Origin of the sequence: Pseudomonas sp. RC3H12 (assembly GCF_018596375.1) — a bacterium.
Lineage (GTDB): Bacteria > Pseudomonadota > Gammaproteobacteria > Pseudomonadales > Pseudomonadaceae > Aquipseudomonas.
In genome coordinates this window covers 3225852-3251284 of sequence record NZ_CP075595.1, presented here as the reverse complement: position 1 = coordinate 3251284, position 25433 = coordinate 3225852, and the positions used below count along the sequence as shown (strand labels likewise).

Sequence of the window (25433 nt, the reverse complement as noted above, 5' to 3'; positions counted from 1 at the left end):
TCGCTCCTCCGACCAATGCGGACAAACAGCACAATGAAAGCAGTCATTCTGGCCGGTGGGCTGGGCACGCGCATCAGTGAAGAATCCCACCTGCGCCCCAAGCCGATGATCGAGATAGGCGGCAAGCCGATCATCTGGCACATCATGAAGATCTACTCGCACTACGGCATCAACGACTTCGTCATCTGCCTGGGTTACAAGGGCTACGTGATCAAGGAGTACTTCGCGAACTACTTTCTGCATATGTCGGACGTGACCTTCGACATGGCGGAAAACCGCATGGATATCCACAACCGCCACGCCGAGCCTTGGCGAGTGACGCTGGTGGATACCGGGGAAAACACCGCCACGGGTGGTCGCTTGAAGCGTGTCCGCGATTATGTCGGCAATGAAACCTTCTGCCTGACTTATGGCGACGGTGTGTCCGATGTCGATATTCCGCGCCTGATCGATTTCCACCGCCAGCACGGCAAGATGGCCACGGTTACCGCCGTGCAACCGCCGGGCCGTTATGGCGCGCTGGACGTGCAGGGCAACCAGGTTTGCGGCTTTCAGGAAAAGCCGGCGGGCGACGGTGGCTGGATCAATGGCGGCTTCTTCGTGCTGGAGCCGGCTGTGCTTGAGTACATCGAGGGCGATGCCACTACCTGGGAGGACGAGCCCCTGCGCCGCCTGGCCGAGGACGGCCAGCTCATGAGCCATCTGCACCGTGGTTTCTGGCAGCCGATGGATACACTGCGTGATCGCAACCTGCTCGAGGCACACTGGAAAAACGGCGAAGCAGCATGGCAGCTATGGCGCTGACTCCGGCATTCTGGGCGGGGCGCCGCGTCCTGCTGACCGGGCATACCGGCTTCAAGGGTGGTTGGCTGGCCGTATGGCTGCGTCAGCTTGGCGCCGACCTGCGTGGTTTCGCCTTGCCTGCCGCAACCACGCCATCGCTGTGGCAGGTCGCGCAGTTGCAACAGCAGGTCCCCGGCGATTTCGCCGATATCCGCGATGCCTCGGCCCTGACCCGTGCCCTGCATGATTTCCAGCCCGAACTGGTGCTGCATCTGGCGGCTCAGCCGCTGGTGCGCGAATCTTACCGTGCGCCAGGCGACACTTACGCAACCAACGTCATGGGTACGCTCAACCTGCTGGAGGCGGTGCGTGCCACGCCTTCGGTACGCGCGGTGCTGGTGGTGACCACTGACAAGTGCTACGACAACCGCGAGTGGCCCTGGCCCTACCGCGAGCAAGATGCCTTGGGCGGCTTCGACCCCTATAGCAGCAGCAAGGCCTGTGTCGAACTGCTGTGCGCGAGCTACCGCGATTCGTTCCTGCGCGCCGCCGGTGTGGCCTTGGCCACGGCGCGCGCTGGTAACGTGCTGGGGGGCGGGGACTGGTCCGCCGAGCGCTTGCTGCCGGATATCTTTCGCGCCTGGCAGGACGGCCAGGAGGTGATCCTGCGCTATCCCGATGCGACGCGTCCCTGGCAGCACGTGCTCGATCCGCTGATGGGCTACCTGCAACTGGCGCAGGGCTTGCTCACCGACCCCGAGCAACACGCCACCGCCTGGAACTTCGGCCCTGACAGCGCAGGGTTGGCCACCGTCGGCGAGATCGTACGACGCCTTGCCGAACGCTGGCCAGGCGAGGCGCGCTGGTCGGTTGCCGGCGATGCCCAGCCGCACGAAGCCGGTCTGCTGGCGCTGGACTCCAGCAAGGCGCGGCACAAGCTTGGCTGGACGCCACGCTGGTCTTTGGATGACACCCTGAAACATACCCTGGACTGGCATCTGGCTTGGCGTGCAGGGCGTGACATGAAACTCGTTACCCGCGAACAGATCGCGGTTCATCAAGGCGAAACCCATGAGTGACAGTACGGCGCAGCAGTTGCGCCAACAGATTGCCGAGCTGGTCGGACGCTATGCCGAGCTGCAGATGGCGCCCAAACCCTTCGTGGTGGGGCAGAGCAGCGTTCCGCCTTCCGGCAAGGTGATCGGTGCCGGTGAGTTGCAGGCGATGACCGAGGCCGTGCTGGATGGCTGGCTGACCACCGGACGCTTCAACGAAGCATTCGAGAAGCGCCTGGCCAAGTACCTGGGCCGTCGCTGCGTACTCACCACCAACTCCGGCTCTTCGGCCAACCTGCTGGCGTTTTCCGCCTTGACTTCGCCCCGCCTCGGCGACCGGGCAATCAAGCCAGGCGACGAGGTGATCGGCGTCGCCGCCGGTTTCCCGACCACCGTCAACCCGATCCTGCAGTTCGGCGCGGTACCGGTGTTCGTTGATGTCGAGATGGGTACCTACAACATCGATCCGGCGCTGATCGAAGCGGCCATCGGGCCGAAGACCAAGGCCATCATGCTGGCCCACACCTTGGGCAACCCCTTCGACCTGGGCGCGATCCGTGCCCTGTGCGACAAGTACGGCCTGTGGTTGATCGAGGACTGCTGCGATGCCCTGGGCTCCACCTACCAAGGACGCATGGTCGGCACCTTCGGCGATATCGGCACCCTCAGCTTCTACCCGGCACATCACATCACCATGGGTGAGGGCGGTGCCGTGTTTACCGACTCGCCGTTACTCAAGCGCATCATCGAGTCGTTTCGCGACTGGGGCCGCGACTGCTACTGCGCGCCCGGCGAGGACAACACCTGCAGCAAGCGCTTCTGCTGGCAAATGGGTGATCTGCCGCAAGGCTACGATCACAAGTACACCTACTCGCACCTGGGCTACAACCTGAAGATCACCGATATGCAGGCGGCCTGCGCGCTGGCGCAGATGGACCGGGTCGATGATTTCGTTGCCGCGCGCAAGCGCAACTTTGCCTGGCTCAGTGAGCGGCTGGCCGGTTGCGCGGACAAACTGATCCTGCCGCAGGCCACCCCCAACAGTGACCCTTCCTGGTTCGGCTACCCGATCACCCTGCACGATGGCTGCGGAGTAAGTCGCGTGGAGCTGGTGCGCTACCTGGACGAACAGGGCGTGGGTACGCGTCTGCTGTTCGCCGGCAACCTGACCCGCCAGCCCTACATGCAGGGGCTGAACTATCGGGTTTCCGGCGAGCTGCCAGTCACCGACAAGATCATGAACGACACGTTCTGGATCGGCCTGTGGCCAGGCTTGAGCGACGACCATCTGGAGCATGCGGCACGCAGCCTGGAAACCTACCTGCAGAGGCTGTGCTGATGCGCGCTTATGTCCTGTGTGGCGGTTTCGGCACGCGGCTGCGCAGTGTCACGGACTCGCAGAAGGCTCTGGTTCCCGTTCACGGTGAACCCTTTCTGGCACGTGTCCTGAGCCAGTTGGCCGCTGCAGGTATCAGCGAAGGTGTGCTTTGCGCGCATTACCGCGCCGAGCAGGTGGCCGAGCAGCTTGCCGAGCTGTCGCGTCAATCCGGCCTGCCACTGTCGATGGTGGTGGAGGAGAGCCCATTGGGTACGGGCGGTGCACTGCTCAATGCACTGCGCGAGCAACCTGCACATGGGCGCTATCTGGTCCTTAATGCCGACACCTTTGTGGACGCGCAAGGTTATCGGCAGATGGTGCTGGGCGCGGGCAATGCCGTGCTGGCAGCGCGGGTCGATGACCGCAGCCGTTATGGCAGCCTAGCGCTGAATACCAGTGGGCACCTGGCTGCGCTGCAGGAAAAGGGCGTGCAGGGACCAGGCCTGATCAACGCGGGGGTTTATGCTTTCACCGCGTCGGCCTTTACCGCCACCCCCGTTCGCGCATGCTCGATGGAGCACGACCTGTTGCCCGCGTTGCTCCAGCAAGAGGTAGTTACCGTGGTCGATTACAGCGGGCGCTTTATCGATATCGGCACGCCAGAGTCGCTTGCGCGCTACACCCACGAATTTCTTCCGGATACTTCACTATGAACCTGCTTGTGCAGACCCTCAGCATTGGCGAGCGCCAGAGCATTCTCGATGCGGTCAAGTGTATCGAGGCGGGCGCATTGCAGATCGCCTTCGTGATTGCCGACGACCGCCGTCTGCTGGGGGTGGTGACCAACGGCGATGTACGTCGCCACCTGTTGCAGGGGGGGCAGACAGACCTGCCGGTAACGACCTGCATGAACAGCCAGTACCGCTGCGTTGAGGCCGGGGCGTCGCGAGAGGAGTTGCTCAAGGCTTTCGATCTTGGATTCAACGCCATCCCGGCCGTGGACGAGCAGGGGCGCCTGGTAGAGGTCTATACCCGGCTGATGGCGGCCAGTCCGGAGGTGCCAGTGCTGGCACGGGCCCGCGCACCGGTGCGCATGAGCTTCTGTGGCGGCGGTGCCGACCTGACCTACTTCTTCATCGACCATCCGGCAGCGGTGCTCAGCTGTACCGTCGGGCTTTATGCCCATGCCACGCTGGTGCCACGGGATGACCGAGGCATCCGCATTTTCTCCGAGGATCTGGGGCGCGAGGAGGAATACGACTCCCTGGCGGACCTGCTGGCCGCCAGTGACAAAAGCTTGCTGGCGACCATCGTTTCGGTGATCAAGCCAGGGTACGGCTTTGATCTTTACCTACGTTCGGACTTCCCCGTGGGGTCCGGGCTGGGCGGCTCTTCCGCTGCAACCACGGCTACCATCGCGGCATTCAACGAGCTGCGCCAGGACCGCTGGAGCACCTATGAAATTGCCGAACTGGCGTTCCAGGCCGAGCGCCTGTGCTTCGGCATCGCCGGTGGCTGGCAGGATCAGTACGCCTCGGCCTTCGGCGGCTTCAACCTGATCGAATTCGAGAACCAGCGCAACCTGGTGCACCCGATTCGTCTGGAAGAGGCGATCCGCAATGAGCTGGAGTCCTGCCTGGTGTTATGCGATACCGGCATTTCTCACGACTCTGGCCGCCTGCACGAACTGCAGCGCGAGGAGATGCAGGCCGAGTCTTCGCAAACCGACCTGCTTCACGCCAGCGTGGCGCTTTGCCGACGCATGCACCGCTATCTGATTCGCGGCGAGCTGCGTGATTTCGGCCTGTGCATGGACGAAGCCTGGCGCCTGAAAAAGCGTTTTTCCTCGGCCATCAGCCATGGCCACCTCGACCAGATCTATGCCGCGGCGCTGGCAGCCGGCGCGCTTGGCGGCAAGCTGCTGGGCGCTGGTGGCGGTGGTTTCTTCCTGTTCTACGTACAGCCTCAGCATCGCCAGCGCGTGGTGCAGGCGGTGCGCGCACTGGGCTGCCAGACTCAAGGCTTCCGCTTTGAGTCCTGCGGTGTAACTTCCTGGCGGACAAAAATCCAATGACTCCGATTCTTCTCGACGGCATCGCCCTGGGTGGCGAGCGTGTCTATGTCATTGCCGAAGTCGGCAACAACCACAACGGCTCGCTGGCATTGGCCAGGCAACTGGTGGATGCCGCCATTGCGGCGGGCGCCGACTGCGTCAAGTTCCAGCTGCGCAATCGCGAAGCGCTGTACCGGCGCAAAGCCGATGGCTCGCGCGCCGAAGACCTTGGCGTGGAGTACATCCAGGACCTGCTGGACAAGGTCGAGCTGAGCCTCGACGAGCACCGTCAGGTGCGCGCCTACTGCGCGCAGAAAGGCATCACCTACCTGTGCACCCCCTGGGATGAGCCCAGTGTCGACGCCTTGGCGGAGTTCGACGTGGCGGCCTTGAAAATCGCCTCGGCGGACCTGTGCAACCCCTACCTGATCGCCAAGGCCGCCAGCCTGGGCAAGCCGCTGATCCTGTCCACCGGCATGTCCTTCGAGCACGAAATCATCCGGGCAATCGAACAGCTCGATGCGCTGGGTACGCCCTTCGCATTGCTGCACTGCAACAGCGCCTACCCGGCGCCGGAAGGGGATATCCAGCTTGGCTACTTGCGCCGCCTGCAGCAGTTGCACGGCCTGATCGGCTACTCCGGCCATGAGCGCGGTACTGCCATCACCCTCGGCGCCGTGGCCCTGGGTGCCAAGCTTGTTGAGCGCCACATCACCCTGGATCGCAACATGGAAGGCCCGGATCACCTGGCCAGCCTGGAACCTGCCGAATTCCGCCAACTGGTGGATGGCATCCGCCAACTGGAACTGGCGCTGCCCTGGCAAGGTCCCGGCCGCCATGCCAGCCAGGGTGAATTGCTGAACCGCGAGAACCTTGGCAAAAGCGTGATCGCTGCCCGCGATATCCCCCGTGGCGCGGTATTGGAGCAGGGCATGCTGCGCATCGCCAGCCCTGGCCAGGGACTGGCGCCGTACCGCCTGCCGGAGCTGCTGGGCAAGCCGGCCCAACGCGACATCGCCCAGGGTGACTTCCTGTTCGAGAGTGACCTGCAGGAGCAGCAAGCCGAGCAGAAGCTGGCGTTCGACATGCCGATCCGCTGGGGTGTGCCGGTGCGCTACCACGACTTCCGTGACTACCATCGGCGCATCGGGCCGGACCTTTTCGAGTTCCATCTGTCGTACCGCGACCTCAGTCTGAAGCCACAGCCATTCCTGGCCGAGGTGGCGTGTTCGCGCCTGGTGGTGCACGCCCCGGAGCTGTTCGAGAGCAGCGAGTTGCTGGACCTGGTTGCGGACGATCCGGCCTACCGCCGGCGCTCCATCGACAACCTGCAGCGCGTGGTCGATGCCACCCTGCAGATCGGCGAGTTCTTCCCCGCAGCCGATGCCCGGCTGATCGTCGCCAACATCGGTGGTTTTTCTGCCGACGCGCCACGCCCGCTGGCCATGCGCCCCGAACTCTACGAGCGTTTCCATGACGCCTGCCGCCAGGTGGATTTCGCCGGCACCGAGCTGATCCCGCAGAACATGGCGCCGTTCCCCTGGCACTTCGGCGGCCAGCGCCACCAGAACATTTTCATGATGCCCGACGAACTGGCGGCCCAGGCCCGCGAGCACGGCCTGCGCTTGTGCCTGGACCTGTCGCACCTGCAGATGACTTGCTTCCACTTCGGCCTCGACTTCCAGGCCGCGCTGGCGCTGCTGCTGCCGCATTCGGCGCACCTGCACGTGGCCGACGCCAAGGGCACCAACGGCGAAGGCGTGCTGATGGGCACCGGCGACATCGACTGGCCGGCCGCCTGGGCACAGATTCGCCAACATCCCGAGGTCAGCTTCATTCCTGAAGTCTGGCAAGGGCACAAGGATCATGGTGCCGGCTTCTGGTCGGCGCTGACCTATCTGCAGTCACTATGAGGAATCCGGCCATGACCAATTCGAGCCTGAGTAATCGGCTGGAAACCCTGCTGGGCGAGCCGTTGGCATCCATTCGAGAGCGTCAGAACCATACACTGGAGCGGCTGATCGGTGGGCTGGAGCAACCCTTCGCTTTGTTTGGTGCCAGCCATCTAGGGCGCAAGACGCAAACCGTGCTGAAGCAAATGGGTTTTTCGCCTTGCGCGTTTATCGACAACAATCCGGCATCCTGGGGAACCCATATCGATGCGGTGCCGGTCATGAGTCCTGCTCAACTGGCGGAGCAGTACGACGGCAAGCTGCCTTCGATCATTTGTACCATCTGGAGTGGACACATCAGTGATCGGATGACCGATCGCCTGGCGCCTCTGCGCAAACTGGGGTTTGAGCGTATCGCACTGTTCGGCCATCTGGCCTGGCGCTATCCCGAGCATTTCCTCCCGCACTATTCCCTGGATCTGCCGGAGAAAGCCGCCGCTGAGGCCAAGGATATTCGCCGGGCGTTTGCCCTGATCGACGATGAGGCCTCGCGTCAGCTGTTCGTTGATCATGTCGAATGGCGTCTTACCCTGGACCACGACCTGTTGCCTCCCGCATCGCCCTTGTCCATCTATTTCGACGCTCATTTCAGCAGCGACTGCGCGGACGAAGTGCTCTATGACATTGGCGCATTCAATGGCGACTCGGTAGTGGAGTATCTCGAAAGTGGGCGAAGCTATCGCGAGATCCATTCCTTCGAGCCCTCTCCAGCCAACTTTGCCGAATTGAGCAGCAACCTCAGCCAACTTGAGGCAGATCAGGGCCGAAAGCTGTTCGCTCATGCCCTGGCGGTCGGCGACAGCAACGGCGAGATTCTCATCGAAGATGGCAGCGGCGCAGCAAGTCGTGTGGGGCGCGGCAGCCAGCAGGTGATGATCACGACGATTGACGATCTGGCCTGCCGGATCGCTCCGGCGAGTTTCATCAAGATCGACATCGAAGGCTTCGAGCCACAGTGCCTGGCGGGTGGGCGCAAGCTGATCAGCGAGCGTCATCCGGTGGTCGCCGTTTGCGTCTACCACGAGCAGAACCATCTGTGGAGTGTTTTGCTGCAGTTGCACGAGTATTACCCGCATTACCACTTCACGCTCTGTCCGCATCTGGCCGAGGGCTGGGATCTGGTGCTCTATGCCGTCCCTGCCGATCGCCTTCCCCAGCATTCCATCGCCGAGTAACGACTTCATGCGTGTCGCCGACTATATCTTTGAGTTCATCGCCAACCAGGGCGTCGGGCATGTGTTCTTCCTGCCCGGCGGCGGAGCCATGCACCTGAACAACGCGCTGTTCCGCCAGCCGCGGCTGAGCGCCGTAAGCATGCTCCATGAGCAGGGCGCAGCCATTGCGGCGGAGGGCTATGCGCGCACCTCCGGCAAGTTCGGCGCCTGCCTGGTGACCTCCGGCCCTGGCGCTACCAACGCCATCACCGGCCTGGCCGGCGCCTGGTTCGAGTCCACCCCGGCGCTGTTCGTCTCCGGCCAGGTCAAGCGCGCCGACCTCAAGGGCGAGAGTGGCCTGCGCCAGCTGGGTACCCAGGAGCTGGACATTGTCAGTGTGGTCACGCCGCTGACCAAGTACGCCGTTTGCCTGCTGGACCCGCAGCGAGTGCGCTATGAGCTCGAGAAGGCTCTCTATCTGATGCTCACCGGCCGCAAAGGCCCGGTGTGGATCGACGTACCGCTGGATGTGCAGGCGACCGAGGTCGACCCCAGCGAACTGGAAGGCTATGTGCCGCAAGCCACTGACCTGCCGGTCGTACCAGATGCCGAGGCTCTCGATGTGCTGGTAACGCGGTTGCGCCAGGCCGAGCGCCCGGTGCTGCTGGTGGGCAACGGCGTACACGCCGCAGGGGGCGAGGCGGCGATGCGCGAGCTGATCGAGGCTTTGGGTATTCCTACACTGACCACCTGGATCGGCGCAGACTTGCTGGAACATGAGCATCCGCTCTATGTCGGACGCTGCGGCACGGTCGCCCAGCGCGGCGCCAATTTCAGTGTGCAGAACGCCGACCTGGTGCTAGCCATCGGTTGTCGGATGGACTTTTCCATCACTGGGTTCAATCGCACGCACTTTGCCCGCAAGGCCGACATCGTGGTGGTGGATATCGACCCGGCAGAGGTCGCCAAGCTTGGCGACATGCCGGATCAGCATTTCATTTGCGATGCTCGGGTGTTCATGGAGCAACTGCTTGCCGCCTGCGGCGATCAGGTTCTGGGTTGCCAGGCGTGGCGAGAGCGTTGCCGCGCCTGGAAAGCGGCCTACCCGGTGGTGCTACCGGAATATCGACAGCCTGGCGACTACGTCAACACCTATGTGTTCAGCGAATCCCTGTCCGAGGCGTTGGCTGAAGGCGACCAGATCATCCCGGGCAGCTCCGGCGCGGCGCTCGATACCTTCTGGCTATCGGTGCGCCTCAAGCGGGGCCAGCGCGCAGTAGCCACCGGTGGCCTGGGCTCCATGGGCTACGGTCTGCCAGCTTCGATTGGCGGCTGCCTTGGCAGCGGCGGCCGACGTACCGTGTCGGTGGATGGCGACGGTGGCTTCGTGATGAATATCCAGGAGCTGGAAGTGGTTCGCCGGTTGCACCTACCGATCAAATACTTCGTCCTGAACAACAACGGATATGCCTCGATTCGTGCGTCTCAGGGGGGGTACTTCAAGCAAACCATTGGTTGCGACCCGGATTCCGGCCTGACGCTTCCAGACATTAGCGCCTTGGGCGCAGCTTTTGGTCTGCCAGTACGGCGTATCGACGGCAAGAGCGACCTGCGTCAGGCCATCGACGAGGCGCTGGCACTGGATGGCCCGGTACTGTGCGAGGTGATGGTGGAGTTTGACCAGGCCATCGGCCCGCGCATCACTTCGAAAATCGGCCAGAACGGTGCAATGGTCTCCAGCCCCCTGGAAGATCTCTTCCCCTTCCTCGAGCGCGACGAATTGCGCGCAAATATGCTGATTCCGCTGTTGGATGATTGATATGAGTGACTACCTGAGCCAATACGCCGATGCCGGCTTGTACACCATGCAGGGCCGTTTGGGTGCGCCGCAGGATGGCCGCTTCCAATCCTTCCCGCGCCAAGGCTGGCGCCTCGAGATAGAGCGCGCAGCAGAAATCGGCCTGCGCGGCATCGAGTGGATCTACGACCTCTTCGGCGAAGGAGCCAACCCTCTGGAGACCCCTGCCGGTCGTGAGGAGCTGCGCGGGCTGCTGGCGCAGCACGGCGTATCAGTGGTGTCCATCTGCGCGGACTACTTCATGGATCGTCCGCTGTTGCGGTGTAGTGCAGCCGAGAACGCAGAGCTGCTCCAGCGACTGAAGTGGCTGCTGGAGCTATGCCCGCAGATGGGCGTGGGCCGAGTCGTGCTGCCGTTCGTTGATGCTTCGCGCATGCGTGACGCTGCCGAGATGGACCAGGTGGTGGACAACCTTCGTCAGGTGCTGCCTACGGCCGAGCTTCACGGCGTCGAACTGCATCTGGAGACCGACCTGGCGCCGCAGGCCTTCCGTGAGTTGCTTGAGCGCCTTGAGCATCCCTTGGTGAAGGTCAACTACGACGCCGGCAACAGCGCTTCCCTGGGCTACTGCCCGCAAGAGGAATTTGCCGCCTACGGAGAACGCATCGGCAGTTTCCACATCAAGGATCGCCGCCTGGGTGCAGGTACCGTGCCCCTGGGGCAGGGCGATACCGATTTTTGCAGCTTGCGCGAACAGTTGCTGCGCGTTGGCTACCGGGGCGACTTCGTGCTGCAAGTCGCCCGTGGCGAGGCTGGCGATGAGCCGCATTGGCTCGCCGGCATGGCTGCGTTGGCAGCCGACTGGCTGCGTGGTGGTGCACTCAACGGGAGAAAAGCATCGTGAAAATCCTGTTCTGCGGTCTGGGCGGCATCGGCCAGCGGCATCTGCGTAACCTGCGCCAACTGCTCGGCGATGAGCTGGAGGTGCATGCCTACCGGGTACGCGGCCAGCGTATCAAGCTACGTGACAATCTCACCGTCGACAAAGGCGCCGACCTTGAGCAGGCGTATGGGATACGGGTTCACCACGACCTGGACGAGGCGCTCGCCGAGAGTCCGGCAGCGGCCTTCATCTGCAACCCCAACGCGCTGCATGTGCCGGTGGCACTGAAATGTGTGCGTGCCGGGGTGCCGGTGTTCATGGAGAAGCCGCTGGCCAGCGATCTGGCAGGCATTGACCAACTGCTCAGCGAAGTGCAAGCACGCAACCTGCTGTTTCACGTGGGCTACAACTTCCGTTTCCACCCCGGCCTGCAACGCCTGAAGGTGCTACTGGAGGAGGGCTTCTTCGGCCGTCTGCTGAGCGTTCGTTCGGAGATCGGTGAATACCTGCCCAACTGGCACCGTTATGAGGATTACCGGCAGATGTATGCCGCCCGTGCCGACCAGGGCGGCGGCGTGATTCTGTCGCAGATCCACGAGATGGACCTGATCTACTGGTTCTTTGGTTTGCCACGCAGCATCGTCACCCACGGAGGTCAGCTCAGCAAGCTGGAGATCGACGTCGAAGACACTGCTTCCTCATTGATGCGTTGCGATGGTGCTGACGGCAGTTTCCCCATTCTGCTGCATCAGGACTATCTGCAACGTCCGCCGGTGCGTCGCTTCAAGATCGTCGGTGACAGTGGCTACGCTGAGATCGATCTGCTGGCCAATCACTTGAGCATCTATGGCGCCGAGGGCGAATTGCACGAGCAGAACGACTATCCCGACTTCGCCCGTAATGACATGTTCCTGGCTCAGGCCCGCCACTTCCTCGACTGCCTGGATGGCAGCGCCAGACCGGCGGTGAGCCTGCACGACGGGCTGCAGAGCCTGCGCCTGGCCTTGGCTGCATTGCGTTCCCTGAAAGAGGGGCGAGAGGTCGCACTCGACGAGGTGAATGTGCATGGCTAGTGTGCAATCCCTGTTTCGTCTGGACGGCCGGGTGGCGGTCATTACCGGCGGTGCCGGTCTGTTGGGCTACCAGCACGCGGCCACCATCGCCGGGCTCGGTGGCGTGCCGGTGCTGTTGGATATCGATGCGCAAGCCCTGGCGAGCAACGCCGCGACGCTGGCTGCAGAAACCGGCTGCCAAGCGTTGACCCTGGTGGCTGACATCACTGATCTGGCTGCCCTGACGGCGGCCTTCGAGCAACTGATGGCCCGCTACGGTCGGGTGGATATTCTGATCAACAATGCCGCGCGCAACCCCAAGGTGGAAAGTGCCGGCGACAAGGATTTCTCCCGCCTCGAACATTTCCCCTGGGAGCAATGGCGGCTGGACCTGGACGTGGGCCTGGGCGGCGCGTTCAACTGCGCCAAGGTGTTCGGAGCGCAGATGGCCCGGCAGGGAGGCGGGGTGATCGTCAATATTGCCTCGGACCTGGGCGTGATCGCTCCGGACCAGCGTCTGTACCGGGTGGAGGGCCGTGAGGCCGAGCAGCAGCCGGTCAAACCGGTGACCTATTCGGTGGTCAAGCATGGCCTGATCGGACTGACCAAGTACCTGGCTACCTACTGGTGCGAACAAGGTGTGCGCTGCAATGCCTTGTCTCCTGGCGGCGTCTATGCGGGGCAGAATGACGTGTTCGTCAGCAAGCTGGCCCAATTGATCCCGCTCGGGCGGATGGCCGACGCCGATGAGTACCGTGGCGCCATCGCCTTCCTCTGTTCGGATGCTTCGTCCTATATGAACGGTTCCAACCTGATAGTGGACGGGGGGCGTAGTACATGGTGAGTCACGAACTGATCGCCAGGCGTTGCATCTGCTGTGATGGTGATCAACTGCAGCGCTCGCCCGCTGTGCTGATGCCTTTTGTTGCCCTGCGCGTATTCGGCCATGAACCGGTGGAAATCACGGCAGATTGGGGGCTGCGTGACTTGCGTCAGGGTATGGCATATACCCTGTGCAACTCGCTGCAGTGCCAGGAATGTGGTGGCCTGTTCCTCGACTACCGCTTTACCGACGAGCAGATGGCGGCCCTCTACCACAACTATCGTGATGAGCTGTACAACACCCAGCGCACCCGTTTTGAACCGGGCTATGCCAACGTCGTGGGGCATTATCACCAGCGTGCCGCCTACCTGGACGAGGTTGAGCAATGGCTGGCGCCACATCTGCCCGAGGCTCCGGCGGTACTGGATTGGGGGGGGGACAGCGGTATCAATAGCCTCTTCCGAGCGCGCAATCGCCTGCTGCATATCCACGATATTTCGGGTGTGGAGTTGGTGCCTGGTGCCGAGCGTGTCGATCTCCAGCGGGTAGGCCAGACCCATTACGACCTGGTGTGCTGTAGCCAGGTATTGGAGCATGTGTCTTACCCCCGGCAATTGGTGGAGCGGATGCTGCCTGCCGTCGGCACCGACACACTGCTGTATCTGGAGGTTCCACACGAGGCTCTGGTTCGTGAGCATCCAGGCAGCCTGGAACTGGCGCCGCTCAAGCGACACTGGCACGAGCATGTCAACTTCTTCACCGACACCGCCATGCGCCGCCTGCTGCAGCGCGTGGGTCTGGAGGTTGTTGATATCCTGCGACTACCCGTGGAACTGGGATGGACGCGCAGTGAGGTACTGGGCGTGCTGGCGAGGCGAGTTTGAGAATGGCTCATCCTATTGGCGACTCGCGTCGCAATCCCGTGATCAGCGAAGACCTGGAGCTGATTTTTTCCCGCCCTGAAGACTGGCAGCGCTTTGCCGGCAGGCATGTGCTTATTGCCGGTGCGACCAGTTTTCTGGCGGCCTACCTGGTTGAGTTCTTTGCTTCGTTGAGCGAGCGCTGGCCAGAGCAGCCGGTGGTTATCCACGCCCTGGCGCGTGACCCGCAGAAGCTGCAATTGCGCTTTCCCCATCTGTTCGGGCGCGACTGGTTCCGGCCAATAATCCAGGATGTCTGTGATCCGCTGCCTGCGCTGGAACAGGTTGACTTCATTGTCCATGCGGCGGGCGCCGGCAGCCCCAGGCAGTACCTTGCCGACCCTATAGGCACTGTGCGCTCCAACGTGCTGGGCATGTTCAACCTTCTGGAGTTGGCCAGGCAGCAACGGGCGCGGCTGCTGTTCATGAGTAGCGGCGCGGTTTATGGCCATGGCGAGAGTGACAAGGCTATCGCCGAAAGCGATTACGGCACCCTTGACCCGCTGGATGTTTCTGCCTGCTATGGCGAAGCAAAGCGGATGGCCGAAACCTTGTGTGCCGACTATTACCGGCAGCATGGTGTGGCAGCGATCATGGCGCGGATTTCCCATACCTACGGGCCGGGTATCGCGCTGGACGATGGCCGTTCGTTTGCTGATTTCGTTGCCGATGCCTTGGCTGGACGGGACATTGTGCTCAATAGCGATGGTTCGGGCAGTCGTCCCTTCTGCTACGTGGCTGACACCACCGCGGCTTTCCTGATCCTGTTGCTCAGAGGAGAGGGCGGGAACGCCTACAATGTGGGGCTCGATCAGGAAATTACCATTCTTGAACTGGCGAAGTTGATCGCGCGGCTTTCTCCGAAACCGGGTCTGCAAGTCAAACACCTGCCACCCAACCCTGAGCGGCAAGCCCTGTTCCGCGCAGGTGGCCATTTTGACCTTGCCAAGATGGAATGCCTGGGCTGGCGGCCGACCATCCTGCCCGAAGCGGGGTTCGAGCGGACCTTGCGCTATTTCCTCCAGCCCTGAACGGTAATGACCATGGAAAAAAATCAACAGAATCGTCTCATTCTGGCCCGAGAAAAGTTCAAGGCCGGTGAGATCGACAAGTTCCAGTACGCCGAATACCTGAATGAGCAGCACCGTGGGTTGTTCGACTACCCGGCGTTGCTGGCAGGCACGGATGTAGCAGAAGTTCGCCTCACCGGCGAGGGCGTTTCGGTGCGCTCTGCGGCCCATGACATTTCCATGCTGATAGACGCAGTAGATCTGCATGCAACGCCCTACGCGTTGCTGGACTTTGGTAGCTACGAAACTGCTGAAACAGACTTCCTCAAGTCGGTGTTCCGAGAGGGTGATGTGTTCATCGATGTAGGTGCCAATCTTGGTTGGTATTCCCTGGTGCTGGGGCGTAGCTGTCCGAGCGCGCAGATCTACGCCTTTGAGCCGATCCCGTCTACCGTCGAGACGCTGAAGAAAAATATCGGCCTTAACCGCTTGGTCAATGTCGAGGCTATTTGCATGGGCATGTTCGACAAGGAGGGAGAGTTCGACTTCCTCTTTGCGCCTGATGTTTCAGGGGCAACATCCCTGAAGATGGTGGGGCAGTCCAGAGGCGAGGGGACAGTTCGCAATGTGGCGTGCAAGGTTACAACGCTGGATGCGTTTTGCAGCAGTCGCAGTATTACGCCTGCATTGATCAAGATTGACGTTGAAGGTGCAGAGTTGATGGTGGCTCAAGGGGCCGAGCGCGTCTTGAATAGCACGCCGATCATCCTGATGGAGTTGCTGCGCAAATGGTCTAGAGCATTCGGTTATCACCCGAATGATGTGCTGGATTTGCTCAGTGGCTACGGTTACAGCGCCTGGGCTTTCAATGAACAAGGCAAACTTGAGGCGTGCGCCCGAATTACCGAAGAAACCACGCAGACCAATTTTGTTTTCATGCATCCGCTTAAGCATGCGGATGCCATTCAGCAGTGGCGGCAGTCGTGAGCATGGGTCTTTCTATTCAAGGATATATGCTGCAATTGCTTGTGCAAAAGACATGGCCTAATGAAGCCGGAGACAGAGTCAATGCGTGAACTGCTCGCCAAACGCCCGCAGCCTTATTACATCTATGCACCGGACTATCGGCGTAGCTCCTCTGGCATTCGTGTTCTGCACATGCTGTGTGATGCGCTTATTCGCTCTGGGCATGAAGCCTATGTTACCGCCCGGCAGCTGTGCCCGGAGTTCATGACGCCGCGCCTGACGGATGATGTCATCGATGCGCATCGATCTCAGGGTGTTGAACCTATCGTCGTGTATCCGGAAATTGTGGATGGAAACCCCTTGCAAGGGGGCGTGGTGGTTCGTTATATCCTGAATCGGCCTGGTTTTATCGAGGGGGAAGGGCGCTTTGCTGAGGATGATATCCTCTACGCTTATTCACGCGATCTCGTGCAGGAGAACATGCCTGGTGATCGCGTCATGCTCTTGCCGCCCTTTGATCGTCGGGTTTTCTGTTTGCCGGATAATCCTGAAAAACGCATTCCCGGCAAAGTCTGTTATTACCAGGGACGACGAGGCGAGCTTTCGGTAGATCTTTCCTTGTTGCCGCCGGATGCAGTGGAAATCACTCCGCAATGGCCTGCGTCCTGGGCCGATCTGGCCGATCTGTTCCAGCAGTGTGAAACCTTCTATTGCTGTGGCTCGTCCGCCCTGGCGACCGAGGCGGGCCTGTGTGGCTGTCTGACCGTGGTTGTCGTCGAGAAGGATGCGCCAAGGATTGGAATCACCGAGACACAGAGCCCTGGCGCCGCGTGGGGAACTTCACCGGAAGAACTCGACAGGGCACGTCAGACGTTGCCTTTCGTTCACGATACATGGCAACAGCTCGAAGACAATTTCTGGCCTGCACTGGATCACTTCATTGAGGTCACCCAAGCTGCCGCCACTGTACGTGCCGCCCAGAGCGGCCGGCGCCAATTGCTCCCATGGCTGGCCGAGCGTGTTCCCAGTGGCGTTCAGCAGCGTCTGATCGCCGAACATCTGGCCGTCAGTGGCGAACCTGCATTCACGGTGCTGGTGCTGGACCGTGAAGGTGACAGCAAGCTTCTGGCCCGGACGATCAAGAGCCTGGGCAAGGAGCACAACCGCTATGCCCCTGTGCATGTCCTGGTGCTTACTACTAATGCGGTGGCGCCGACCGCCAGCGATGCCGCGATACGTAGCCTGAGCCTGGATCCCGCTCAGCCTTTGCGCAGCATCGAGCAGGCGTTGCGGGGGGTTGAGACTGATTGGTTCATGCTGGTCGAGGCAGGGGGCGAGTTCACTCAGAGCGGGCTGCTGACGACTGCGCTGGATCTGCTGGCAGCGCCTGGCTGCCGGGCAGTGTATAGCGATGAGGTGGTGCGTGAGCAGAGTGGTGAGATGGGCGCAGTGCTGCGTCCGGACCTCAATCTCGACCTGCTGCTGAGCCTTCCTGCCGTTTTATCGCGCCATTGGCTGTTCAACCGGCAGATGTGGCTGGATATGGGCGGCTTCCGACAGGAGGCGGGTCGAGCTTTCGAGCTGGATTACATCCTGCGCCTGATTGAGTCCAACGGTTTCGAGGGGCTGGGGCATATCAGCGAGCCGTTGTTGATCAGCGATGCCCGGCCGATGCGTGACTGCTCGGACGAGCGCGGGGTCATTCAGCGCCATCTGCATGCGCGCGGCTTTGCGCAGGCTCGCGTCGAGTCTCGTCTTCCTGGGCGTTATGAGTTGATTTATGGCGCTCCTGACAACGTTCCCATCAGCATCCTGATCCTGCTCCAGGGCGAAAGCACGGAACGGGCGCAGCGTTGCATGGAAACCATTCTGGAGAAGACCAGCTATCGAAACTACGAGGTGGTGTTGCTAGCGTCGGCGAATGCCGGCCCGGCAGTGAGCTCCTGGTTCGACGGCGTTGCCCAGCTCGGCACCGATGCCATTCGTTGCATGCGCTTCCCTGCCGGCATGTCGCCAGCGCACATGCGCAACCAGGCCGCCGAGCAGGCCCGTGGTGATTTCCTGCTGTGGCTGGACGAAGGCGCTGCCGTACTCGATAACGACTGGTTGCAGCAGATGCTCAACCACGGCATGCGCCAAGAAGTCGGCGTAGTAGGAGCCAAACTGGTGACGGGGCACGCTACCATCGGCCATGCCGGTTTCGTGCTCGGCCTGAACGGCCCTGTTGGCGAGGCCTTTGCCGGTCAATCTATGGATGCGTCCGGTTATATGCAGCGCCTGCAGATCGACCAGAACTATGTCGCAGTGAGCGGCAAGTGTCTGCTGGTGAGCAAAGTCCTGTTCCTGGAGGTGGGCGGTTTCGACGAGACGCCTGAGCTGCAGCGTTGGACGGATGTTGATCTGTGCCTGCGTTTACACCGTGCCGGCTACCTGAACGTATGGACACCGCGCGTGCAATTGCTGCTCAGCGAGGATGCCGCGACGCCAGCCAGCGCCGAGGAAGAAGACGCCTTGTATGCCCGCTGGCTGCCTGCACTGGCACGAGATCCGTATTACAACCCGAACTTCTCGCTGTCTTGCGCCAATGGCTTCGGCCTGGAGTGCGTAGGGCTGAGCTGGCGACCGTTGTCGTCCTGGAAGCCGCTGCCGACGATCCTGGCCCATGCGGCGGATGGGCAGGGTTGTGGCAACTACCGGGTCATCCAGCCGTTCGATGCGCTCAGGCGAGAGGGGCTGGCCGAAGGGCACTTGTCGTGGACTCACCTGACGCCTGCAGAACTTGAACGTTACCAGCCGGACAGCATCGTGTTGCAGCGCCAGATCGGCGAACAGCAGCTCGAGAACATGCGCCGGATGCACGCGTTTTCGCGGGCCTTCAAGGTCTTCGAGTTGGACGACTATCTGCCCAACCTGCCACTCAAGAGTGTGCACCGGGCCGAAATGCCCAAGGACATTGTGCGTTCCCTGCGTCGCGCTCTGGGCTACGTGGACCGGTTTGTCGTCTCGACGCAGCCGTTGGCCGAAGCATTCGCCGGCCTTCATGACGATATCCGGGTTGTGCACAACACGCTGGATTCGCGCTACTGGAAAGATCTCAAGGCCCTGCGCCGACAGTCGCGCAAGCCTCGTGTCGGCTGGGCGGGAGGGGCGAGTCACACCGGTGACCTGGAAGTGATCGCGGACGTAGTCAGGGAGTTGGCCAACGAGGTGGAGTGGGTGTTCGTTGGCATGTGTCCGGACAAGTTACGGCCTTATGTACACGAGTTCCATGAGGGCGTTTCGATTGAGCATTACCCCGCGTTCCTGGCCGGAATGAACCTGGACCTGGCCCTGGCTCCCGTCGAGCAGAACCTGTTCAACGAGTGCAAGAGCAACTTGCGCCTGCTGGAGTACGGCGCCTGCGGCTTCCCGGTGATCGCCAGCGACGTCCGTTGCTACCAGGGCTACAACGACCTGCCGGTCACGCTGGTGAAAAACCGCTTCCGTGGCTGGGTAGACGCCATCCGCATGCACATCAGTGATCTGGATGCCACTGCGAAGGCGGGCGATGCACTGCGCAACGCGGTGCTGGAGGGCTGGATGCTCGAAGGCGACAACCTGAGCAACTGGCGCAAGGCCTGGCTGGCGGATTGAGCCTGGCTCGACTCCCTCGCGCTTCTATCAGGCGAGGGAGTCTGTCGGTATTTCTGCTCCGGCCTCTTCGCGGGCAGCCCCTCAAACCCCCATCTTCGGCACGGCTATTGCTACACCGCTGGCAACATACCGTTTTTATGACGGTCAGCCATGCGAGAGAGCACGATGCCCCAGGCCGCCCACCGTTCCCCAGCCCACGATCCGCACGGGCACACCCCGCTCGAGCAGGAAAGCCGGCAGGGTCTTGAGCAGGCATTCGCCCTGTTCGATCAGGTCTCCAGCCAGCTGAGCCAGTCCTACAACATGCTCGAGGCCCGCGTCAGCGAGCTCAAGGGCGAGCTGGCGGTGGTCAGTGCGCAGCGTATGGCTGAGCTTGATGAAAAGGAGCGCCTGGCCAATCGGCTGCAGAACCTGTTGGACCTGCTGCCGGGCGGAGTGATCGTGATCGACGCCGAGGGCTTCGTGCGCGAGGCCAATCCGGCAGCCTGCGAACTGCTCGGCGAGCCGTTGGTTGGCGTGCTCTGGCGCCAGGTGATCGCCCGCAGTTTCGCTCCGCGCGAGGACGACGGCCATGAAGTCTCGCTGCGCGACGGGCGGCGCCTGTCCATCGCCACGCGCTCGCTGGACGCCGAGCCAGGGCAGTTGGTGTTACTCAATGACCTGACCGAAACCCGTCGCATGCAGGACCAGCTGGCGCGGCACGAGCGCCTATCGTCGCTGGGGCGCATGGTCGCATCCCTGGCCCATCAGATCCGTACGCCGCTCTCGGCGGCGATGCTGTACGCCAGCCATCTGGCCGACCCGGAGCAGGTGTTGGCAGACGAGACTCGCCAGCGCTTCGCCGGCAATCTCAAGGAGCGCCTGCACGAGCTCGAGCATCAGGTGCGCGACATGCTGGTGTTTGCCCGTGGCGAGCTGCCACTCAATGACCGGATCAGCCCGAAGGCGCTGTTCCAGGCCTTGCAGCAGGCGGCCCATGCCCATGTCCAGGGGCATGCGGTGCGCTGGCAGTGTGACAGTCACCTCGGTGAATTGCTGTGCAATCGCGACACCTTGGTCGGCGCACTGCTCAACCTGATAGAGAATGCCCTGCAGGCCAGCAGCGGGCCGGCGAAGCTCAAGGTTCACCTGTCGCGTCGCGAGGACAGCCTGCGTGTATGTGTCAGCGACGCCGGCAGCGGCATCGACGCCGCGTTGCTGGCGCGGCTGGGAGAGCCCTTCCTGACCACCAAGGCCACCGGCACCGGCCTCGGCGTGGCGGTAGTGCAGGCTGTGGTGCGAGCGCACCGCGGCACCCTGAGCCTGCGTTCGAAGCTTGGCCGTGGCACCTGTGTCAGTGTCGTGTTGCCCTTGATCGATGGGCGTTTGGAGGCGAGTCAATGAGCGTCAAGGTTCTGCTGGTGGAGGATGACCGGGTCCTGCGCCAGGCACTGGTCGATACCCTGGAGCTTGGCGGGTTCTGCCAGCGCTCCGTCGGCAGTGCGGAGGATGCGTTGCTGGCGGTGGCCGAGGAGCCGTTCAGCCTGGTGATCAGTGACGTGAACATGCCGGGCATGGATGGTCATCAGTTGCTGGCGCAGTTGCGCCGCCATCATCCGCAGCTTCCGGTGTTGCTGATGACTGCCCACGCGGCGGTGGAGCGGGCCGTGGAGGCCATGCGCCAAGGGGCGGTCGATTACCTGGTCAAGCCCTTCGAGCCCAAGGCCCTGCTCAGCCTGGTGGCGCGGCATGCCGCCGGGAGTAGCGCATCTGCCGATGATGAGGGGCCGGTGGCTTGCGAGCCGGCCAGCCGGCAATTGCTCGAGCTGGCGGCCAGGGTTGCGCGAAGTGATTCCACGGTGCTGATCTCCGGCGAGTCGGGGACGGGCAAGGAGGTGCTGGCGCGTTACATCCACCAGCAGTCGCAGCGGGCCGATGGGCCGTTCGTGGCGATCAATTGCGCGGCGATTCCGGACAACATGCTCGAGGCGACCCTGTTCGGTCACGAGAAAGGCGCCTTCACCGGGGCGATTGCCGCCCAGGCCGGCAAGTTCGAACAGGCCGACGGTGGCACCCTGCTGCTTGACGAGATCTCTGAAATGCCCCTGGGGCTGCAGGCCAAGCTGCTGCGTGTGCTGCAGGAGCGCGAGGTCGAGCGCGTCGGTGGGCGCAAGCCCATCGCCCTGGATATCCGCATTCTCGCCACGACCAACCGTGACCTGGTAGGCGAGGTGGCGGCCGGGCGCTTCCGCGAGGATCTGTATTACCGCCTTTCGGTGTTTCCTATGGCCTGGCAGGCCCTGCGCGAGCGCCCCGCCGATATCCTGCCGCTGGCCGAGCGCCTGCTGGCGCGCCATGTGGCGAAGATGCGGCATGCCCAGGTGCGGTTGTCCGCCGAGGCGCAAGCCTGTCTGCGGGCCTACGCCTGGCCGGGCAATGTGCGTGAGCTGGACAACGCCATGCAGCGGGCGCTGATTCTCCAGCAGGGCGGAGTGATCGAGGCGGCGGATTTTTGTCTGGCTGGCGCCATTCCGTTGTCGGCGTCAAGAGTAGCCACTATTGAGCCATTATCTTCCGATTCCAGTGTCGAAGTTGGCGGCCTGGGTGATGACATGCGCCGCCACGAGTATCAGATGATCATCGATACCTTGCGGGCTGAGCGCGGCCGCCGCAAGGAGGCCGCCGAGCGACTGGGCATCAGCCCGCGCACCTTGCGCTACAAGCTGGCGCAGATGCGTGACGCGGGCTTGGATGTCGAGGCCAGCCTGTTCGGTTGATACGTCGTTTTGAATGATTTTCGGGTTGGCTGGCACTCCTCTTGCTAGCTCCAACCCATTCGCTGCACGAGTGTCAAAAAAAGTGCGGCAGCCGGAGAGAGAAGTCCATGACCCAAGGTGTTGAATTCAATCGTCTGATGTTGGACATGCGCGCCATGCAGGCCGAAGCCATGTCCCAGCCCAAGGTTGCCGCCGCGCCTGAGCTGGCGCCTGGCCAGAGCAGCTTCGCCGACATGCTCGGCCAGGCCATTGGCAAGGTGCATGAGACGCAGCAGGCGTCCTCCCAGCTGGCCAACGCCTTCGAGATCGGCAAGAGCGGTGTCGACCTGACTGACGTGATGATTGCCTCGCAAAAGGCCTCGGTATCGTTCCAGGCCATGACCCAGGTACGCAACAAGCTGGTACAGGCGTACCAGGACATCATGCAGATGCCGGTATAAGGGCGAGAGTGAGTCATGGCCGAAGCAGTCGTCGATAACGCCCCCGCCAAGAGTGGCCCGCCAGTCGCCAAGCCGCCGCTGTTCGGCATGGCGTTCCTGGAAAACATCTCGCAGATGCCCATGCTGCGTCAGGTCGGCCTGCTGGTCGGCCTGGCCGCCAGCGTGGCCATCGGCTTTGCCGTGGTGCTCTGGTCGCAGCAGCCGGACTATCGGCCGCTGTACGGCAGCCTGGCGGGCATGGACACCAAGCAGGTAGTGGACGCGCTGGCCGCGGCCGACATTCCCTACAAGGTGGAGCCGAACTCCGGCGCGTTGCTGGTCAAGGCCGACGACCTCTCCCGTGCGCGCCTCAAGCTGGCCGCCGCCGGCGTGGCGCCAAGCGATGGCAATGTCGGCTTCGAGCTGCTCGACAAGGATCAGGGCCTAGGTACCAGCCAGTTCATGGAAGCCACCCGCTACCGTCGCGGCCTGGAGGGCGAGCTGGCGCGCACCGTGTCGAGCCTGAACAACGTCAAGGCTGCCCGTGTGCACCTGGCGATTCCGAAAAGTTCGGTGTTCGTGCGTGATGAACGCAAGCCCAGTGCTTCGGTACTGGTCGAGCTGTACCCGGGGCGCAACCTCGAGGCTGGCCAGGTCATGGCCATCGTCAACCTTGTGGCCACCAGTGTTCCGGAGCTGGACAAGTCCCAGGTGACCGTGGTCGACCAGAAGGGCAACCTGCTCTCCGACCAGTTGCAGGACACCGCCCTGACCATGGCTGGCAAGCAGTTTGACTACAGTCGCCGGATGGAAGGCATGCTCACCCAGCGTGTGCACAACATCCTGCAACCGGTGCTGGGCAACGACCGCTACAAGGCCGAAGTGTCGACCGATGTCGACTTCAGCGCCGTCGAGTCCACCTCCGAGCAGTTCAACCCCGACCAGCCTGCGCTGCGCAGCGAGCAGTCGGTCAACGAGCAACGTGCCAGCAGCCAGGGCCCGCAGGGTGTCCCGGGGGCGCTGAGCAACCAGCCGCCGTCCGGCGCGTCCGCGCCTGAGAACGCCACCGCCGCCGCGACGCCGGCCGGCGCGATCCAGCCGGGCCAGCCGCTGCTGGATGCCAACGGCCAACAGGTGATGGACCCGGCCACCGGCCAGCCGATGCTGGCGCCGTACCCGAGCGACAAGCGCCAGCAAAGCACCAAGAACTTCGAGCTGGACCGCTCCATCAGCCACACCCGCCAGCAGCAAGGTCGCCTGACCCGCTTGTCGGTGGCCGTGGTGGTGGATGACCAGGTCAAGCTGGACGCCGCCACCGGCGAAGCCACTCGTACCCCGTGGGGCGCCGAGGACCTGGCGCGCTTCACTCGCCTGGTGCAGGACGCGGTGGGCTTCGATGCCAGCCGTGGCGACAGCGTCACCGTGATCAACGTGCCGTTCGCCGCCGACCGTGGCGATGAACTGGTCGACATTCCGTTCTACTCGCAGCCGTGGTTCTGGGACATCGTCAAGCAAGTGCTGGGTGTGCTGTTCATCCTGGTGCTGGTGTTCGGCGTGCTGCGTCCGGTGCTCAACAACATTACAGGTGGCGGCAAGCAGGCGGCCACGGACAGCGACATGGAGCTGGGCGGCATGATCGGTCTGGATGGCGAACTGGCCAACGACCGCGTCAGCCTGGGTGGCCCGACAAGCATTCTGTTGCCGAGCCCGAGCGAGGGTTACGAGGCACAGCTCAACGCAATCAAGGGCCTGGTGGCCGAAGACCCGGGCCGTGTGGCCCAGGTCGTGAAAGAGTGGATCAACGCCGATGAGTGACAATCGAGCCATTACCGCCAAGCTGAGCCGCGTCGACAAGGCGGCCATCCTCCTGCTCTCGCTCGGCGAGACCGATGCCGCGCAAGTCCTGCGCCACATGGGGCCCAAGGAAGTGCAGCGGGTCGGTGTGGCCATGGCGCAGATGGGCAACGTCCATCGCGAGCAGGTCGAGCAGGTGATGAGCGAGTTCGTCGAGATCGTCGGCGACCAGACCAGCCTGGGTGTCGGCTCCGACGGCTACATCCGCAAGATGCTCAACCAGGCCCTCGGCGAGGACAAGGCCAACGGCCTGATCGACCGCATCCTGCTCGGTGGCAACACCAGCGGCCTGGACAGCCTCAAGTGGATGGAGCCGCGCGCCGTGGCCGATGTCATCCGCTACGAGCACCCGCAGATCCAGGCCATCGTGGTCGCCTACCTCGACCCCGACCAGGCCGGCGAGGTGCTGAGCAACTTCGATCACAAGGTGCGCCTGGACATCGTCCTGCGCGTGTCGTCGCTCAACACCGTGCAGCCGGCGGCGCTCAAGGAACTCAACCAGATCCTCGAGAAGCAGTTCTCCGGCAACTCCAATGCCGCGCGTACCACCCTGGGTGGCATCAAGCGCGCCGCCGATATCATGAACTTCCTCGACAGCTCTGTGGAAGGTGCGCTGATGGACTCGATCCGCGAGATCGACAGCGACCTGTCGGAGCAGATCGAAGACTTGATGTTCGTCTTCAACAACCTGGCCGACGTCGACGACCGTGGTATCCAGGCGCTGTTGCGCGAAGTGTCGTCCGACGTGCTGGTGGTGTCGCTCAAGGGCGCCGACGAGCGGGTCAAGGACAAGATCTTCAAGAACATGTCCAAGCGTGCGTCCGAGCTGCTGCGCGACGACCTGGAGGCCAAGGGGCCGGTACGGGTCAGCGACGTGGAAACGGCGCAGAAGGAAATCCTCACCATCGCCCGCCGCATGGCCGAGGCCGGCGAGATCGTGCTTGGCGGCAAGGGCGCCGAGGAAATGATTTAAGCGGCAAGTCTCAAGCGGCAAGCGACAAGAA

20 protein-coding genes are annotated in these 25433 nt (G+C 62.6%); all 20 read left to right on the top strand.

Features of this window, described 5'->3' with window-relative positions; all coding sequences use genetic code 11:
- Positions 1-33 precede the first annotated feature (33 nt).
- On the top strand, positions 34-804 hold the full coding sequence (gene rfbF / locus KHO27_RS14790) for a glucose-1-phosphate cytidylyltransferase (protein ID WP_110702426.1): 771 nt from the start codon (positions 34-36) through the stop codon (positions 802-804).
- Positions 795-1862, top strand: a complete 1068-nt coding sequence (gene rfbG / locus KHO27_RS14785) for a CDP-glucose 4,6-dehydratase (RefSeq protein WP_110702428.1) — start codon at positions 795-797, stop codon at positions 1860-1862. Before rfbF ends, rfbG begins: the two co-directional genes overlap by 10 nt.
- Positions 1855-3177, top strand: coding sequence for a lipopolysaccharide biosynthesis protein RfbH (gene rfbH, locus KHO27_RS14780; protein WP_110702430.1), 1323 nt, complete (start codon positions 1855-1857; stop codon positions 3175-3177). Before rfbG ends, rfbH begins: the two co-directional genes overlap by 8 nt.
- Positions 3177-3869, top strand: a complete 693-nt coding sequence (locus KHO27_RS14775) for a sugar phosphate nucleotidyltransferase (protein ID WP_110702432.1) — start codon at positions 3177-3179, stop codon at positions 3867-3869. Before rfbH ends, KHO27_RS14775 begins: the two co-directional genes overlap by 1 nt.
- Complete coding sequence (locus KHO27_RS14770) at positions 3866-5230, top strand: GHMP family kinase ATP-binding protein (RefSeq protein ID WP_110702434.1); 1365 nt, start codon at positions 3866-3868, stop codon at positions 5228-5230. The genes KHO27_RS14775 and KHO27_RS14770 overlap by 4 nt, the downstream gene beginning before the upstream one ends.
- A complete protein-coding gene (locus tag KHO27_RS14765) occupies positions 5227-7122 on the top strand; it encodes an N-acetylneuraminate synthase family protein (protein ID WP_110702436.1) in 1896 nt (631 codons plus the stop codon). The genes KHO27_RS14770 and KHO27_RS14765 overlap by 4 nt, the downstream gene beginning before the upstream one ends.
- A gap of 11 nt (positions 7123-7133) precedes the next feature.
- Positions 7134-8336: an FkbM family methyltransferase gene (locus KHO27_RS14760; RefSeq protein ID WP_158539553.1), complete on the top strand. Its 1203-nt coding sequence runs from the start codon at positions 7134-7136 to the stop codon at positions 8334-8336.
- A complete protein-coding gene (locus KHO27_RS14755) occupies positions 8290-10134 on the top strand; it encodes a thiamine pyrophosphate-binding protein (RefSeq protein ID WP_214500415.1) in 1845 nt (614 codons plus the stop codon). The genes KHO27_RS14760 and KHO27_RS14755 overlap by 47 nt, the downstream gene beginning before the upstream one ends.
- Position 10135: 1 nt before the next feature.
- Positions 10136-11017: a sugar phosphate isomerase/epimerase family protein gene (locus tag KHO27_RS14750; RefSeq protein WP_110702440.1), complete on the top strand. Its 882-nt coding sequence runs from the start codon at positions 10136-10138 to the stop codon at positions 11015-11017.
- Positions 11014-12069, top strand: coding sequence for a Gfo/Idh/MocA family protein (locus tag KHO27_RS14745; protein ID WP_214500414.1), 1056 nt, complete (start codon positions 11014-11016; stop codon positions 12067-12069). The genes KHO27_RS14750 and KHO27_RS14745 overlap by 4 nt, the downstream gene beginning before the upstream one ends.
- Entirely contained in the window at positions 12062-12892 is an 831-nt protein-coding gene (locus KHO27_RS14740; RefSeq protein WP_110702444.1) for an SDR family oxidoreductase, read from the top strand. The genes KHO27_RS14745 and KHO27_RS14740 overlap by 8 nt, the downstream gene beginning before the upstream one ends.
- Positions 12886-13755 (top strand): class I SAM-dependent methyltransferase, encoded by an 870-nt coding sequence (locus KHO27_RS14735; protein WP_110702446.1) that lies wholly within the window; start codon positions 12886-12888, stop codon positions 13753-13755. The genes KHO27_RS14740 and KHO27_RS14735 overlap by 7 nt, the downstream gene beginning before the upstream one ends.
- A gap of 38 nt (positions 13756-13793) precedes the next feature.
- Positions 13794-14822 carry an NAD-dependent epimerase/dehydratase family protein gene (locus KHO27_RS14730; protein ID WP_158539554.1) on the top strand — a complete coding sequence of 343 codons (1029 nt, stop codon included), beginning with the start codon at positions 13794-13796 and terminating at the stop codon, positions 14820-14822.
- A gap of 12 nt (positions 14823-14834) precedes the next feature.
- Positions 14835-15788 (top strand): FkbM family methyltransferase, encoded by a 954-nt coding sequence (locus KHO27_RS14725; RefSeq protein ID WP_214500413.1) that lies wholly within the window; start codon positions 14835-14837, stop codon positions 15786-15788.
- A gap of 81 nt (positions 15789-15869) precedes the next feature.
- Positions 15870-19400, top strand: a complete 3531-nt coding sequence (locus KHO27_RS14720; protein ID WP_110702450.1) for a glycosyltransferase — start codon at positions 15870-15872, stop codon at positions 19398-19400.
- A 165-nt stretch (positions 19401-19565) separates the two neighbouring features.
- Positions 19566-20783 (top strand): sensor histidine kinase, encoded by a 1218-nt coding sequence (locus KHO27_RS14715; RefSeq protein ID WP_214500412.1) that lies wholly within the window; start codon positions 19566-19568, stop codon positions 20781-20783.
- Positions 20780-22156, top strand: coding sequence for a sigma-54-dependent transcriptional regulator (locus tag KHO27_RS14710; protein ID WP_110702454.1), 1377 nt, complete (start codon positions 20780-20782; stop codon positions 22154-22156). The genes KHO27_RS14715 and KHO27_RS14710 overlap by 4 nt, the downstream gene beginning before the upstream one ends.
- A gap of 107 nt (positions 22157-22263) precedes the next feature.
- Positions 22264-22596, top strand: a complete 333-nt coding sequence (gene fliE, locus KHO27_RS14705) for a flagellar hook-basal body complex protein FliE (RefSeq protein WP_023630998.1) — start codon at positions 22264-22266, stop codon at positions 22594-22596.
- 15 nt (positions 22597-22611) lie between these two features.
- On the top strand, positions 22612-24390 hold the full coding sequence (fliF, locus tag KHO27_RS14700) for a flagellar basal-body MS-ring/collar protein FliF (RefSeq protein WP_110702456.1): 1779 nt from the start codon (positions 22612-22614) through the stop codon (positions 24388-24390).
- Positions 24383-25402: a flagellar motor switch protein FliG gene (gene fliG / locus KHO27_RS14695; RefSeq protein ID WP_023631000.1), complete on the top strand. Its 1020-nt coding sequence runs from the start codon at positions 24383-24385 to the stop codon at positions 25400-25402. Before fliF ends, fliG begins: the two co-directional genes overlap by 8 nt.
- Positions 25403-25433: the final 31 nt, after the last annotated feature.